This window comes from Solibacillus sp. FSL R7-0668 (genome assembly GCF_038006205.1).
Classification (GTDB): domain Bacteria; phylum Bacillota; class Bacilli; order Bacillales_A; family Planococcaceae; genus Solibacillus.
Map to the genome: position 1 here is coordinate 1,922,771 of NZ_JBBOUU010000001.1, position 15,344 is coordinate 1,938,114.

General features: G+C 42.6%; 18 protein-coding genes. 2 read left to right on the forward strand and 16 right to left on the reverse strand.

Features of this window, described 5'->3' with window-relative positions; all coding sequences use genetic code 11:
• Positions 1-6 precede the first annotated feature (6 nt).
• The 12 genes from MKX47_RS09370 to MKX47_RS09425 all read right to left on the reverse strand — a co-directional run bounded on the left by MKX47_RS09370 (position 7) and on the right by MKX47_RS09425 (position 11,726).
• Positions 7-1,200 carry a phage major capsid protein gene (locus MKX47_RS09370; RefSeq protein ID WP_039236524.1) on the reverse strand — a complete coding sequence of 398 codons (1,194 nt, stop codon included), beginning with the start codon at positions 1,198-1,200 and terminating at the stop codon, positions 7-9.
• A 19-nt stretch (positions 1,201-1,219) separates the two neighbouring features.
• Positions 1,220-1,909 carry a head maturation protease, ClpP-related gene (locus tag MKX47_RS09375; protein WP_015926200.1) on the reverse strand — a complete coding sequence of 230 codons (690 nt, stop codon included), beginning with the start codon at positions 1,907-1,909 and terminating at the stop codon, positions 1,220-1,222.
• Positions 1,910-3,154 (reverse strand): phage portal protein, encoded by a 1,245-nt coding sequence (locus tag MKX47_RS09380; protein ID WP_147716705.1) that lies wholly within the window; start codon positions 3,152-3,154, stop codon positions 1,910-1,912.
• A 43-nt stretch (positions 3,155-3,197) separates the two neighbouring features.
• The gene (locus MKX47_RS09385) at positions 3,198-4,802 is read right to left on the reverse strand and encodes a terminase large subunit (protein ID WP_340773357.1); all 1,605 of its coding nucleotides are present in this window, start codon (positions 4,800-4,802) and stop codon (positions 3,198-3,200) included.
• An 89-nt stretch (positions 4,803-4,891) separates the two neighbouring features.
• A complete protein-coding gene (locus MKX47_RS09390) occupies positions 4,892-5,080 on the reverse strand; it encodes a DUF5049 domain-containing protein (protein WP_015926203.1) in 189 nt (62 codons plus the stop codon).
• 23 nt (positions 5,081-5,103) lie between these two features.
• Complete coding sequence (locus MKX47_RS09395; RefSeq protein WP_055742201.1) at positions 5,104-5,331, reverse strand: DUF4314 domain-containing protein; 228 nt, start codon at positions 5,329-5,331, stop codon at positions 5,104-5,106.
• Complete coding sequence (locus tag MKX47_RS09400; protein ID WP_015926205.1) at positions 5,328-6,020, reverse strand: hypothetical protein; 693 nt, start codon at positions 6,018-6,020, stop codon at positions 5,328-5,330. The genes MKX47_RS09395 and MKX47_RS09400 overlap by 4 nt, the downstream gene beginning before the upstream one ends.
• Positions 6,021-6,133: 113 nt before the next feature.
• Positions 6,134-8,293 (reverse strand): DNA cytosine methyltransferase, encoded by a 2,160-nt coding sequence (locus tag MKX47_RS09405; RefSeq protein ID WP_156986383.1) that lies wholly within the window; start codon positions 8,291-8,293, stop codon positions 6,134-6,136.
• Positions 8,286-9,527, reverse strand: coding sequence for a site-specific DNA-methyltransferase (locus MKX47_RS09410; RefSeq protein WP_340773370.1), 1,242 nt, complete (start codon positions 9,525-9,527; stop codon positions 8,286-8,288). The genes MKX47_RS09405 and MKX47_RS09410 overlap by 8 nt, the downstream gene beginning before the upstream one ends.
• Positions 9,508-10,683, reverse strand: a complete 1,176-nt coding sequence (metK, locus tag MKX47_RS09415) for a methionine adenosyltransferase (protein ID WP_148347959.1) — start codon at positions 10,681-10,683, stop codon at positions 9,508-9,510. Before metK ends, MKX47_RS09410 begins: the two co-directional genes overlap by 20 nt.
• A gap of 20 nt (positions 10,684-10,703) precedes the next feature.
• Positions 10,704-11,255 carry a P27 family phage terminase small subunit gene (locus tag MKX47_RS09420; protein ID WP_042357509.1) on the reverse strand — a complete coding sequence of 184 codons (552 nt, stop codon included), beginning with the start codon at positions 11,253-11,255 and terminating at the stop codon, positions 10,704-10,706.
• A gap of 111 nt (positions 11,256-11,366) precedes the next feature.
• Positions 11,367-11,726 carry an HNH endonuclease gene (locus MKX47_RS09425; protein WP_163200643.1) on the reverse strand — a complete coding sequence of 120 codons (360 nt, stop codon included), beginning with the start codon at positions 11,724-11,726 and terminating at the stop codon, positions 11,367-11,369.
• 286 nt (positions 11,727-12,012) lie between these two features.
• On the opposite strand from MKX47_RS09425, the gene MKX47_RS09430 reads away from it, so the two are divergent.
• Positions 12,013-12,204: a helix-turn-helix transcriptional regulator gene (locus MKX47_RS09430; protein WP_027625332.1), complete on the forward strand. Its 192-nt coding sequence runs from the start codon at positions 12,013-12,015 to the stop codon at positions 12,202-12,204.
• A complete protein-coding gene (gene def, locus MKX47_RS09435; protein WP_027625331.1) occupies positions 12,197-12,772 on the forward strand; it encodes a peptide deformylase in 576 nt (191 codons plus the stop codon). Before MKX47_RS09430 ends, def begins: the two co-directional genes overlap by 8 nt.
• A gap of 191 nt (positions 12,773-12,963) precedes the next feature.
• On the opposite strand, the gene MKX47_RS09440 is transcribed toward def, so the two are convergent.
• From MKX47_RS09440 to MKX47_RS09455, 4 genes are read right to left on the reverse strand one after another with little or no spacing between them, the layout of a single operon-like run.
• A complete protein-coding gene (locus MKX47_RS09440; protein WP_340773384.1) occupies positions 12,964-13,377 on the reverse strand; it encodes a DUF1492 domain-containing protein in 414 nt (137 codons plus the stop codon).
• Entirely contained in the window at positions 13,374-13,595 is a 222-nt protein-coding gene (locus tag MKX47_RS09445; protein ID WP_264371224.1) for a hypothetical protein, read from the reverse strand. Before MKX47_RS09445 ends, MKX47_RS09440 begins: the two co-directional genes overlap by 4 nt.
• Positions 13,592-14,953, reverse strand: coding sequence for a DEAD/DEAH box helicase (locus tag MKX47_RS09450; RefSeq protein ID WP_276912863.1), 1,362 nt, complete (start codon positions 14,951-14,953; stop codon positions 13,592-13,594). Before MKX47_RS09450 ends, MKX47_RS09445 begins: the two co-directional genes overlap by 4 nt.
• Complete coding sequence (locus MKX47_RS09455) at positions 14,934-15,215, reverse strand: VRR-NUC domain-containing protein (protein WP_276912864.1); 282 nt, start codon at positions 15,213-15,215, stop codon at positions 14,934-14,936. The genes MKX47_RS09450 and MKX47_RS09455 overlap by 20 nt, the downstream gene beginning before the upstream one ends.
• Between the last annotated feature and the right edge of the window lie 129 nt (positions 15,216-15,344).

Consider the following 15,344-nt stretch of genomic DNA (forward strand, 5'->3'; position numbering starts at 1 on the left):
CCTCCGTTAGGCTTTCTGTTGGAGTACCTTAACGGCCTCCGGTAAGATAAGCTTTCCGTCAACTCGTTGAGTCGCAATAAATCCTACTTGACCTGTGACAGCATAGAGTTCATTTAAGCGTTTGAATACTCGTCCTTGACGGTCTGCCACCCAGTAATAACTAAAATCACCGAATACCACAGTCTTTGCACCTGCTTCAATAGTAGGTACATATGCTGAGGTGTACAGCGGACGGTTAAGGATCATATCAGGTGTTCCTGCCTGGATGGAAGGTTGCCATAGGTATTGCCCATTACCGTCTTTCAATTTACGAATAGCCTTTATTGTGGCATCGTTCATTACGAATACTGCCTTATTACGATAAGGTGCTTTTAAGCTGTAGAATAAATCTAATACCTCATCCAAAGTGATGGCAGTGGCACTTGCCGCAGTAACACCAACTTGGCCGCCTCCTGTCGCATTAAGAATGCCTGTTGGCTTTCCTGTACCGTCACCTACAAAGAAGGCTTCCTCCTCCTTGTTACCAATACGACGTGCGAATTCTCTCGTGATATAGCTTTCGAGATTAAACACGGAATCATTTAGCAGTTCCTCAGAGACTTTAATCATCGTTGCTAGTTTATAAGCACCAATCGATACTTGACCGAAGCTGTCATCACTTTCTGGAATGGCTCCTTCTTCATCTATCCAGCTAGCTGTGCCTTTGCTTGCAACAACAGGAATCTTACGGTCACCAGAAGATGTAGTGATTACATTGGCCAACCTACGGAAAATATTTTCTTCCTCTAGAGCTTCTACTAAATTACGCTCAAACTCATCTGGCACAAGGAATCCGCCTTCAGAATCGGTGCCAATCTTTAGAGCGTTTCTTACTTCATAGCTGACATTGTCACGCATAGCGTTCCAGAAAGCTTTTTTGTATTCAGCACTTGCACGACCAGTCTTTTCCTCTCCAGTTCTAGTAGGTTCGTTCGTAATTGGGTTACTGATTGCTTTCGACAGTTCCAAGTCAATAGTTGCTTGACGTTCCAAACGCTCAATTTCCCTGCCAAGAGCCACCACGTCTGCTTCCATTTTTTCATAGGTTGTCGTGTCCTCAGCGGATAACAGTCCGTCACCGCCACGTTTTGAATCAAGGAATGCCTTTGCTGCGTCCCAAGCTTTAGCGCGTTTCTCACGCAATTCAAGAATTTTACTCATTGTTATTTCCTCCTTTAAATTAGTGCAAAATTAAAGAAAGCCGCTTATCCAGCGACTCAATGGGTGTACCTGTTTTCTGTTTTGGTTGTTTTGGCAGTTTGCTGATAAGCGAGTTAGTAACCGCCATCCTGCTAAAGATAAGACTATCCGTCAAATCTGGTGTTTCACTTTCCATGAACATGATCTTGTCTGCAAAACCAAGTTCAATGGCTTTATTCGCATTCATCCATGATTCTGCGTCCATCAGATGGGAGAGCTTTGTTCGGGAAAGACCCGTTTTTAACTCATAGGCATTAATAATGCTTTCCTTGACCTCATCCAATAGAGCCTTTGCCCGCAACATTTCCTCACTGTCACCGATAGCAATAGTTGATGGGTTATGAATCATAAGCATGGAAACCGGGGACATATACACATCTCCACCAGCCATTGCAATAACGGATGCCGCACTTGCCGCAAGCCCATCAATCTTTACAGTGACTTTTCCGGTATACTCCATCAGCATGTTATAAATCTGAGCTGCTGCGAACACATCACCACCAGGGGAATTAATCCACACCGTAATATCGCCAGTGCCTGCCAGCAATTCATCTTTAAAAATCTTAGGTGTGACCTCATCGCCCCACCACGTTTCTTCGGATATCACTCCGTTTAAATAGAGGGTACGTTCTTCATCAGAATCTCGCACCCAGTTCCAGAACTTCCTCATTTACTGACCTCCTTCGGTTTTGGCAAACGCGCCTGCGTCAGCCAGTTTTGTCATATTTCCGTTAACCAGATATAAATCGCCGCCTTCCTCAGCTGGTATGCGGTTCATATCCTCCAGTTCACGGATATCGTTGGCAGACATCCAGCCATTTTGCCGTCCTATTGCGTAGCCATTCATACGACTTTGGTAATCACCACGAAGCAGACCGTCCAAATTGAACTTGATAAACAGTGAAGTTTTTTCAGAAGGCAAAATAAGCGATTGCTGGAGACTTTGTTCCCATCGCACCACCCACGGATCGAGGGTGTATTTTACAAACTCCAACGATTGCTGCTCAATATTGGAGAAACTAGACTTCTCAAGATCACCCACCATATGGGGCGGTACTCGGAAAATCCTCGCAATCTCATTAATTTGGAATTTCCGTGTTTCAAGAAATTGCGCTTGTTCCGGCGGGATACCAATGGCTTGAAACTTCATGCCTTCTTCCAACACAGCAATTTTGTGAGCGTTGCCTGTGCCTTGGTAGGCGCTATTCCAACTATCCTTGACCCTCTGTATATCTTTGATTACTCCTGGGTGTTCCAGCACACCTCCGGGATTAGCACCATTGGCAAAGAATGCCGCACCGTACTCTTCAGTAGCAAGTGACATACCGATTGCATTTTTCGCCATAGCGATAGGGCTATAGCCAATGAGTCCATCAAAACCTAAGCCAGGTATGTGTAGAACTTCATCTTTACGGAGTGTGACATAGCCACCTTTTGGGTTTAGGCCACTTTCATCAGTATCACGATAGTAGGTATAGACCAGCTCTCCGTTTGTTGCTCGACTAACTTCCATCTTGTTGGGAAGTAGGGGATAAAGTGCAACTGCCTGCCCACGACCGTTTCTGACCACCTGTGCATAGGCATTTCCCCAAAGCAAAAGATGACTCATCAGTGTTTCTCGAAACACGAATGAAGTCATCTCTGGATTTGGTTCATCATGAAGAAGGTAATACAGCGGGTGGAAAGGAATCTTTTCTTTACCTCCATCAGAACGATATCTATATACATGTAGTGGCAGTCCTGCAATTGCTTCAGCTAGTATCCTTACGCAAGCATACACCGCAGTTGCCTGCATTGCAGTACGCTCATTAACCGTTTTGCCAGATGACGTACCGCCAAACAAAAAGGAAAATGCACTGCCCACACGGTTTTGCGGTTTGTCTCTTGAACGAAATAGTCCTTTTATTAGATTCATAGGCATCACCTCCGAATATAAACATTGTGCTAACCATTAAGGTTTAAAAGACAATCAAACCTCGCTCGTCATACACCGAATCCCCACTATTACCTGAGCCACAACGAATAGCACGATCAAGTGCCATGATAGTTGCCACCGCGCCATCTATTTTTTCTGTACTTTTTTCTTTATCCGGCTTCACGTTGCCCGCCGGATCAGTTTTTATAAAGATGTTGTCCATCATCCACCGAAGCACTGGATGCCCACCGTGTGCTATTCTTTCTTCTAATGTCAATTTCATCAGTTCTTTGGTTGGTTGTGACATATCTTTAAAGCCTTGACCGAAAGGAACGACAGTAAAGCCTAATCCTTCAAGGTTCTGAACCATTTGAACAGCTCCCCAACGGTCAAACGCAATTTCTCGAATGTTATACTTTTCGCCCAGTTCTTCAATAAACCGCTCAATGTAGCCGTAATGCACTACATTGCCTTCTGTGGTTAGAATATACCCTTGCTTCTCCCAAAGATCGTATTGCACATGGTCTCTTCGGACTCGGAGGTCAATGTTGTCCTCTGGCATCCAAAAATACGGAAGAACAATGTATTTATCTGTTTCATCCTCTGGTGGGAACACCAACACAAAGGCTGTAATGTCTGTTGTAGAAGATAGGTCAAGACCCCCATAACATACCCGCCCTTCAAGACTTTCTGGTATAACCGGAAATGCACAGGCATCCCACTTTGCCATTGGCATCCAACGGACAGACTGTTTAACCCACTGATTCAATCTTAACTGCCTGAAGCTGTTCTCTTCAGCAGGGTTTTGCTTTGCACTTTCACAAGCTGCCCTTACCTTGTCAATTCCCACCGTAATTCCTAAGCTTGGATTTGCTTTCTTCCACACTTTTGGATCTGTCCAATCATCCTCTTCTTTAGCACCATAGATTACGGGGTAAAAGGTAGGATCGTATTTTCTGCCCTCAATAATATCAACCGCTTTTTGGTGTGTTTCGTAGCAGATACTTTGAGTATCCGTTCCCGCTGTGGTGATAAGAAAATACAGCGGTTGGGTCCTTGCATCCCCAGATCCCTTCGTCATAACATCAAATAGTTTCCGGTTTGGCTGAGTATGAAGTTCATCGAAAACAACACCATGTATATTGAAGCCGTGTTTGGAGTAGGCTTCAGCCGACAATACCTGATAGAAGCTGTTGGTCGGCAGGTACACCAATCGCTTAGTTGAAGCCAGCAACTTTACTCGTTTATTCAGTGCCGGACACATCCGCACCATATCGGCTGCTACTTCAAATACAATTGATGCCTGCTGGCGATCGGCGGCACAACCATACACCTCCGCCCGTTCTTCACCATCACCGCAAGTGAGGAGAAGTGCAATTGCTGCGGCAAGCTCGCTTTTTCCCATCTTTTTAGGTATCTCTACATAAGCAGTATTAAACTGCCGATATCCATCTGGCTTTAAAATTCCAAATAAATCACGGATTATTTGCTCCTGCCAATCGATAAGTTCAAAAGGCTTACCTGCCCATAAACCTTTCGTATGGGAGAGTGCTTCGATAAAAGCTACAGCGTAATCAGCAGCATCCTTATCGTAATATGACCCATCAGCTATAAAGGCGGTCGGCTTATATTTCTTCAGTTTCCGCATAAACACCGCCCCTTTTATGAAAAAGGACAAAAGAAAAGAGCCTCAATCCTATAGATGAAGCCCTTCTCCTTATCCTAGTTAAATTTTATTTACTTCTTTTCATCCACTTCCCCCGTCAGTATGAAATGAGCATATTCCGTTTTATGGTCTATTAAATAGACTACCAATTCATAAAACCCTCGTTCATTTGCTTCATACTGGACTCGGTTTGCATCAAACATATTTGTGACTCCACTTTCTCGGATGGAAAGGATTTGTTCTTTGATTATCTCATTCATTTATTACCTCCTCCGATTCATGTTTACTCTTCGATTCTCTTGCATAAATCCTCACCAAAGGCTACTCCAAGGGAACCACCCGAATCCCAACTGACATGAATCGTTCCTATGTCATCAACACTAGTAACCGTACCTTTAGATCCAGGCTGAAGTTTAGTATAAGGGTCGTTCATTTTAAGTAGCATCACACGTGTTCCTGGAGTGTAATAGCTTCTAAGTTGCTTTAGCATTTCTGGGTGAATGATATTCATTGTTCACTCACCTCCTGCTTGGCCGTTCCGCTTTTGAAAGCGGAGCTACCTGAAAGCTTGGAAAGGAGAATCTTTCGTTCCATCTTATATTCTGGTCCGATAAAACCAAGCCTTAGCAGGAAGCAACGGAAAGCATATTTTTCATTCTCTACTGATTTCTCGGTGGAGTTGACACGGGTCTGTTTTTTCGCCATTTCGCAAAGTGCCGTGACAAAATGGGTGTATGCCTTAACCTCCTCTGAGGAGCACTCACCTTGAAACCAAGGGAATGCTACAAATTCCTCATATACAATGATGGGAATGGAATCCGTATCAATTGCTTTCTTTATTAGAGTTGCTTTGCTCTCTACCAATCCTTTTAGGTTCTCGATTGCCGTGTCGGTAAAATCTGCCCGTGGCATTTGAATTATCAGATTGATAGATTCTTCCGTTTCATTTGCTTCTGCTTTCGGAGGTGGTGCGTCAAATTCTTCTGAAATTGCTTTGAAGTCGTGAAGTCCCAATAGATCATCGACCAGTTCCTTTTTATCTGGTCCGCTTAGAACTCCGTTTTTGTTAACATTGTAGTCTGCCACCTCATATGCAAATGTAGGTGCTCCGAGATATTTTACAGGGGCGTTTAGTTGTTGGCTGATTGCGTTAACCAGTGCTTTTCTTTTTGGTCCCGTAACATTATAGTTAATCTTCATTTTCATACCGCCTTTCTATTTTCGGTACGTACATATATCACTCTAAAAGCTGTTAATATCAAGTCATTTAGAGCATCTTTCTGTAGAAAATACGGTTTGAAAATACGGTTCCATTAATCGGCGGTATTTTGTGTAGATAACACAATGCCAGTCAGCACAAAACAAACGCATGGAAGTGCTACGCCATTACCCCACATTTTATATTCAGCTGCATCGGAATGAGGATTGTTAAGCCATTTTATAATCTTATTTCTTGTTTTTGGCCTTTTGCTTTTACCTATAATTTTGCGGTGAGTTTCCCAAACCTGCGTCCAGAATGAAATTTCATCTTCTTTAGGATTTTCCGTACCAAGATCATCGCACCAATCATCGGGAAAACCTTGCAATCTTGCACATTCCGTTGGCGTAAGCCTTCGAACAATATAGTCCGGCTCAACCAATCCATTTTGATAGCCTGGATTGGTACCATTGATAATCGTATTTGATGTACCGTCCTGTCTGTAGCATTGACTTTCAGCTTTCATCTGAGGATAAAACGAAGCTGGGTGCGCCACTGCTCCAGGACCTTTTGCTGTGAGCGTAGGTTGCTGTTCTTCATCTACAGTAGGTTTATATAGAGCATTCCTTCCTTGATTAAAAGCCGCCCTATCAATACCGTAACAAGGCTGAGTCACAACAGGGGCATCCTTATAATCTCTCGACAATAGAGTAGGTGCTTTATCTTCTTCAACCTGTGCATAGGCTCCGGTAGTCATGGCATAGGCAACAGCATGACGATCAGCGGTATTAAGCGTAAAAGAAACATCTTCATCTATACCGCTTCCTTGGGGACCGTTTTTATCCTCTCTTCCAATCATCGAGCCTTGCAGAGCAACCACTGCAATACCACCTTGATTACATCCCGGATTTCCCCCATTGGCATCAATGGTCCGAGAAGTATCCGCTTCATATATACCGCTATGCGGATTGCTAGACTGCATGGAATTGCTTTTATCAGAACAGATGCCATATGCGGTGGGCACAAAAACAGTCTGATCATTATTGCATCCAAGAGTTGCAGACTTGTCATCCTGTATCAATGCACCCTTGCCACCGCCTTCACAGCCGGAGCGGATTTTTAACGTTTTAGGAGTGCTCATGACAAGGGGGACATTCCCTCCACCAGTTCCCATACGAGAGGTAAGCGTCTGTACTTTATTATCCTCTGAGAGTTTTACACGGCTATCAGTTGGATAGTTTTCTATTACAACAGCTGTTTGATTATCTCCCATGCTTGCACGAAGTGATCCACTTAAATTTTCATCTGTATGACCACCAATACGTGAAACCGCACCTGGTTCAAAGGACATGACTGTACCTGGAACAACAACTGCTCTAAGGGTAGGGGAGCGTTCTTCCTCATATCCTACACTTCTACTCTTGGCACTGTGTTCGGTGCAAAATCCGCTTGACTGCATTACGCAAGGCTGATGGCCATGTTCCTCTGCTCGAAGTGTTGCTGTAATATCCTTCGAAACAGACATCACTCTTCCGCCTTGGTCATTTAGGCAAGTTATGCTATCGCCTGTTTTTCCAGTGCAGTTTTTAGCATTGTCGGCAGTTCTTTGCCACGGGCTGCCGCTCGGCGTAAAATTCCTTGGCATGCCTTCGGACTCAAATAGTATTTCTCCGGCACTTCTGTCTGCAAAATCTGCGACAAGGTAGATTCTACGACGACGTTGGGGGACTCCGAAATATTGCGCATCGATAGTTCGGTAAGCCACACTCCATCCGTCTCCCATATAGATGTCTGCGTAAGGCCATCGTCCTTTTTCAGGTAAAGGCACCGAGGCGTTCGGCTCTTTGACACTGATGACCGTTTCGAGGACTGCCTTGAAGTCTTCTCCTTTATTTGACGAGAATGCGCCGGGGACATTTTCCCAGACTGCGTACCTTGGATATTGTCCATTGGTCTTACACCTCATTTCTTTAATAATTCGGATTGCTTCATAAAAAAGGACGGATTGCTCTCCATCCAGACCGGCTCTTTTACCCGCCACACTCATATCCGTGCAGGGAGAGCCAAAAGTTATGATATCTACAGGTGGAAGCTCCGCACCATTCAATTTGTTTATATCCCCATAATGCTTCATCTGAGGGATGCGTTTAGTCGTAACCCGTATAGGAAACGGCTCAATTTCAGATGCCCATAACGGTTCGATGCCACAAAGCAAACCACCTAAAGGAAAACCACCACTGCCATCAAAGAGGGAACCAAGTGTCAATTTACTCATCCTCATTCACCTCCGGTAGGTCACAATATCTGAATTTCGAACCATCTCTTAAAAGAAACACACCATCAGAATTTCCGACTTGCTCAATATACCTTTTCACGATGACATCGCAGTACTTTTCATCCAGTTCAATGGTGTAACAAATTCTATCTGTCTGCTCACAGGCAATCAGTGTACTTCCTGAACCTCCAAAGGGATCAAGCACAATACAGTTACTAAGGCTCGAATTCATAATGGGGTATGCCACAAGTGCCACTGGTTTCATGGTTGGGTGGTCGCTATTTTTCTTTGGTTTCTCAAACTCCCAGATGGTGGTCTGCTTGCGGTCTGAATACCAGAGATGCTTGCCTTTCTTTTTCCATCCAAAGAGTACCGGTTCATGTTGCCATTGATAAGGAGAGCGACCGAGAACAAGGGACTGCTTTTTCCAAATACAAGTGCCTGAAAGATAAAATCCCGCATCCGAGAATGCTCTTCTAAAATTGAGGCCTTCCGTATCGGCGTGAAACACATAGATAGAAGCATCCTTCGCCATCGCCGTTTCGGAGTTCTGTAATGCCGCAAGCAGAAATTCGTAGAACGCTTCGTTTCCCATATTATCATTTTTAATTTTTCCGGCTGTTCCTTCATAGTTTACGTTATAAGGAGGGTCAGTAACTACTAGATTGGCAGCTTTCCCATCCATCAAGACATCAAAGGTGTCTTTCTTTGTACTGTCTCCGCAAACCAACCGATGTCGTCCAAGTATCCAAACATCCCCGAAATGAGAAACAGCGGGCTTTTTCAGCTCGCTGTCCACATCAAAATCATCTTCTTTTATTTTATCTTTAAGGGAATCCTTGAAAAGATCATCCAACTCTCCCGGATCAAAACCAGTCAAAGACACATCAAAGTCCGAAGCGTTTAGGTCCGTGATTAGAAGGGCCAGTTTATCTCTATCCCAGTCACCGCTTATTTTATTAAGTGCTATGTTCAGGGCCTTTTCCTTTTGCTCATCCATTTCGACAACTACGCATTCTATTTCATCCATGCCCATACTCAGCAGGACTTTCAAGCGTTGATGCCCTCCGATAACTCTGCCTGTGGTCTTATTCCATATAACGGGTTCTACATATCCAAACTCCTCAAGTGAGCGTTTAAGTTTCTCATATTCCGGATCACCAGGTTTTAAATCCTTCCTTGGGTTATATTCAGCGGGGATGAGTTGTTTCGTTTTAATCTTCTCTATCAACATACTTTTCCACCGCCTTTCTAAATTCACTGTATTTATTTACATCCTCCCAAGGGAAAAGACAACTATTAAAATGACCATAAGCCGCTGTGTCAGAATAAATCACATTTCTAAGACGTAGTTTTTCAATGATGGCCGCAGGTCTTAAGTTGAAAGTCTCCTGAGAAGCAAGAGTTAATATTTCATCAGAAACAGTTCCAGTGCCAAGGGTATTTACAGTAAAGGCTACTGGATTTGCCTTACCAATGGCATAGGAAATACTCACTTCACACTTCTTTGCATAACCACACCAAACAATATGCTTGGCAATATACCGAGCCATGTAAGCACCACTTCGGTCAACTTTAGTTGGGTCTTTACCACAAAGGGCACCTCCTCCGTGAGATGCAAGTCCACCATAGGTGTCGACCATGATTTTTCTTCCAGTCAAACCCGTGTCGGCAGCGGGTCCACCAAGAACAAACTGACCAGATGGATTGACGAGAAGTTCTGTTTCATCATCAAAAGGGAAATCCTCAAAGCATTGCCATAAGACATTGTTAAGAATATCTGCCTTAAGTTCTTCCTGCGTTTTATTCTTATCATGCTGCACAGAAATCACAATCGTCTTTATTCTTACTGGAGTGTCATCTTCATACTCCACTGTTACCTGTGCTTTACCATCAGGAAGAATCCCTTTTATCAGTTTTCCTTTGCGACAATCATCCAGTCTCTTTACGATTCTGTGGGAAAGCACAAGAGGTAGGGGAAGCATTTCTCTTGTTTCCTTTGTAGCATAACCATACATAGTTCCCTGGTCTCCAGCACCGATGGAACCGTACTGTTCGTTTATCCCATTTCGTGCTTCTAGTGCGATGTTCACACCAGCCGCAATATCTACACTTTGATTATGTACATATACATAAATCAAAAATTTTAGAGGGTTGTATCCCACATCCTTCAGTACAGTTTTTACAATGTCTCTAATATTCACTTTCTCGCTGCAGGAGATCTCGCCCGCCACGATAATTTTTCCCTTGGTTGCCATTACCTCACAAGCGACACGTGATGCCTTATCCTTACGTAGGCATGCTTCTAAAATGCTATCTGCAATGATGTCGCATAGTTTATCAGGATGTCCAGCACATACACTTTCTGCTGTTAAATATCTCTTACTCATTACATCATATCTCCTCATCTTTATTTTCCTCTGCGGGCAGATAGCAATCGCTCCATCACATCGTCCTGTGGGTTTAAACCAGAGTACTCTGTAGCACAGTTCTCCCTAACGATTTGATATATCTCCATCCATAGCCTGTTTGTCTGACTCATAAAGCTCTGGCTCATCGCTACATAAGGACTTTGAATTGCATTGCCGGTAGTTGGATGCTTTGCTAGAAAACCAAACTCGGTTACCGCTTCCTCACACTGTATCCATCTGGCCGCACTCATGGCATACCGTTCTAGAAGCTGTGGAAGTACCAAATGGGCACATTCTCGCTCCTCAAGCCATTTCCATGTAATTTCATAGATTTCACTCGCTACTAGGGTTTTCCCATCCTTTTGCACTGCGGAGAGCATGGCCCTTGGCTTTGGCATTTCCTGTCCCTTCAGGTCAGCAGTATTCTTGAACTCGACAACTTCAAGCTTTCTTTTACCGGGATTTCCCTCTGCAATTTTGTCAGCAAGTGGTTTTTTCTTTTGACCGGAGCCTATACGGGCGCCGCCTCGATTTGTTCCATCTTTGGCCATTCACTCACCTCTTTTCATCGATGGGCCTATTACCCCGTTTGAAACCGCGAATTTTCACGCGTTGCCCCACGCCCGTTACACAAATGAAAAGCTGTGGAGATTTGACTCCCCCTACCGGGTTCCCCAACGGTCTCCATCTCTTGCTGTGATAGCAGAGTGGCAAGGAGTACAAAGAGCCATCAGATTACTTCTATCGTGAGTCCCTCCTCTTGCAAGAGGAAGAATGTGATGGACTTCATTTGCTGGGGTCAGCTTTCCTTGTCGTTTACATTCCTCACAAAGAGGATGAGCTGCAATGTAGCGGTCACGTATCCTTTTCCAAGCACGACCATAACGCTTACGGGTTGCTGGGTCACGGTCGTACTTTTCATACCGTGCGGCTTCCTTTTTAGCATGTTCTTCACAAAAACGTCTGTCAGTCAGCTCTGGACAACCAGGATAAGAGCATGGACGCTTAGGTTTTTTTGGCATACTGCACCTCCTTTTGCCCATAGAAAAAGCCCTCGCAGGAGAGATGCTCCCGTGAAGGCTTCTGTTTTTTCTAATATTCCATACTACCATTATATAACTTTCACTACGGACAAACAGTGTCAACGTATGCCAAACTGTGCCACAGTGTGCCAACTTTTTGCGAGCATTCAGATTACTGCGTACAAAAACCACCAATAGATATTTTCAAAAATATCCAAAGTTATTGACATGTTTATTGTAATTGTTATAATAACAATGTCCAATATCTTTGACATAGGTGATACTGTTGAAAAATAAAATTAAAGCAATACGGAACAAATTGGGGATAACACAAGAGCAACTTGCTAAGAAGTGTGGAGTTGTTAGACAAACAATAAATTGTATAGAGAATGATAAATATGATCCCACACTGGAACTGGCTTTCAAATTATCAAAAACGTTAAAAGTAAAGGTAGATGAATTGTTTATTTATGAATAAATTTCATTCAAATTATATAATAACAATGAAAGATATTGTAAGGGAAGGTAATGATATCTTACATCGACCAACACTGGAAGTGATGGTACCTCCCCCTGAGGAAGATAAGGAAACATTAACTAGTATGATGAATTTCTTAAAAAATAGTCAAGACCCCATTCTATCCAAAAAATATAAATTACGTGGAGGAGTTGGATTATCCGCGAATCAGATTGGCTTGAATAAGCGAATGTTTGTAGCGTATTTCACTGACGAGATGGGGAAAGAACATGAATATACCCTTATTAATCCAAAAATTATTAGCCATTCCGTTTCTATGATTTACTTACCACCAAGTGAAGGGTGCCTATCTGTTGATCGAGATATAAATGGGTTCGTACCAAGATATGAGAGAATTAAAGTGAAAGGGTTTAATTTAGAAGGAGAAGAAATAATATTAAAACTCAATGGCTATTCCTCTATTGTTATTCAACATGAAATAGATCACCTAAATGGAATTATGTTTTATGAGCGTATCAATAAAGAAAATCCTTTCAAACTACCAGAAAACTGTAAAAGTTTATACTGAGATCATGCATTAGGTCGGTATTCAAAGTGGGTAAGCAATGAGTTGTTGTTTTGACAGCTCATTTTAATTTAATAATCATTAAAAAGGAGAAACTAATTATTTAAATCACTGTAATTTTCATACAATGACTAAGGTAATGGTGAAGAGGGCCTTTTAACCCTCTTCCTGCACTATTTTCCGGTTACTCCTTTTTATTTTGGAACCTTTAAATGTTGCAAAGCGGATGAGTGGAGTCTGTGTACGGTTCTCATAGAAACATTAAGGTTGACACAGATTTCTTCCCAGTTAAGAAAGTTAATGTATCGGTAGCGAAGAAGCAGCGTCTCATCCACATTTTCCATCTGGTTAATCGCTTCACGGATATCTGATTTAAGCTTTATTAATCGCTCAACCTCATGTTGTATCTGTTGCTCCAAATCTATTATCCTAATCACATATTTTTCAAAGGGTGGGTCAGTACTCTTGGTTCGACTGACTTTCTCATCAAGCACAGGGGATGAAACACTTCTTGATAAATCCCTTAAGTTTTGCAACTCTTCAAGGTCGGAGTTAATCAATTCATTCAAACGGTAAGCCTGTTTTAAGAATTCCTTAGCTGTCATCATCGCACCACCTCCTCTTGTAGTTGTTGAATTAACATGTCAGGGTTTAGAGAGGTGAGGACATTGAACAATTCAGAATGAAAGAAGCACTCAACCTCACGTTTTGTATATAAAGCAGAATCATTGCGAGGGTGTTTTGCTAGTCTTTTCAGTGCAAAACGATAATCTTTAACTGCCTGTAGAATAATGGCATTCGCCAGTTTTTCAAATGCATCCATCATACAGCATCCCTCTCTTTCCCAAGATTTGCTTTGACAGCATTGATAAGGTCGGACTGTGTCTTTTCCTTTTTCTTCAAAGCATTCATAACATCTTCATCAATCGTGCCTTTAGTAATAATGTGATGGATAACCACGGTTTCATTTTGTCCTTGTCTCCAAAGTCTCGCATTGGTTTGCTGATAGAGTTCCAGACTCCAAGTAAGTCCAAACCAGATAAGCGTTGAACCACCACTTTGTAAGTTAAGGCCGTGTCCCGCTGATGCAGGATGGATAACCGCTACAGAAATATCGCCGTTGTTCCAATCCTTAATATCCTTGGAAGTCTTAATTTCTCGTACATTGAATTTTGCCTTAATACGCTCTAAATCGTGATTATACCAATAGGCAATAAGCACAGGTTTTCCGTTAGTACCTTCAATTAAATCCTCAAGAGCATCTAGCTTGCGGTCGTGGATAATATGAGGATTTTTATCATCATCATAGATCGCACCATTTGCCATTTGCAGGAGTTTGCCTGAAAGGACGGCTGCATTCATGGCATCTATTTCTTCATCAGCAAATTCAATAACCATCTCTTCACGAAAGTGATCATATACGGATTGTTCTTTGTCATTTAGATATACTGGTACTTCATTGATCACGCACTCTGGCATTTTCAGAAAATCGACTGATTTCATGGAAATGGTAATATCCGAAATGAGCTGATAAATGGCATCTTCAGCACCTGGCAATGGTTTATATGAAAATACGATTTGCTGATTACGTTTATCCGGTGTAAAAAAGGAATTGCGGTAGTGAGTTATGTATCTGCCGAGTCTTTTACCCATGTCGAGAATACGAAACTCTGCCCACAAATCCATTAACCCATTACTGGATGGTGTACCCGTAAGACCCACGATCCGTTTTGCCCTCGGCCTTACTTTTAGTAAACTTTTAAATCTTTTTGCACCATAGGATTTAAAGGATGATAGCTCATCGATTACCACCATGTCATAGTCAAAAGGGATGCCACTTTTGTTTACCAACCAGTCCACATTTTCTCTGTTTATAAGATAGACACTTGCAGGTTTCCTAAGAGCTGCCAACCGCTCCTGTTCTGTTCCGATGGCTACCGAATACTCTAGTCCTTTCAAGTGCTCCCACTTATTTATCTCAGCTGGCCAAGTATCCCTTGCTACCCGAAGTGGAGCAATAACCAGAACCTTTCCAACTTCAAAACGATCAAGACATAGGTCAAATATAGCAGTTAGAGTAATGACGCTTTTGCCAAGACCCATTTCTAAAAACACCGCAGCAATGGGATGCTCAAGTATGAAGTTGGTTGCATAGGTCTGATATTTATGAGGATTGTATTTCACCCAGTATCCCTCCAATCTGCTTAACATCATCAATGACATAGCAGGTAAAGCCTAACTTCTGTAATTGCTTTATTCTTCTAATCTGTAACAGGCGAGGTTTCTTTCCGGGAGCCTTTAATTCCACAAATGCCATCTTTCCAAGTGGTAAAAGCACTAGGCGGTCTGGCATCCCATCCAAACCCGGACTAACAAACTTTGCTGCAATGCCTCCCATCTTTTTTACCTCAGCCACCAGTTTCTTTTCTATATATTTTTCAAGCATAAATACCTCCCATATAAAAAGGCTCGGAACAAGAAAACAACTTTGACCCAATTTTCCTATACGCGCGCGTATGCGTGTATGCACAGGCTACTATTACTTCTTTTTACTATTTATAAATAAATAGGATAA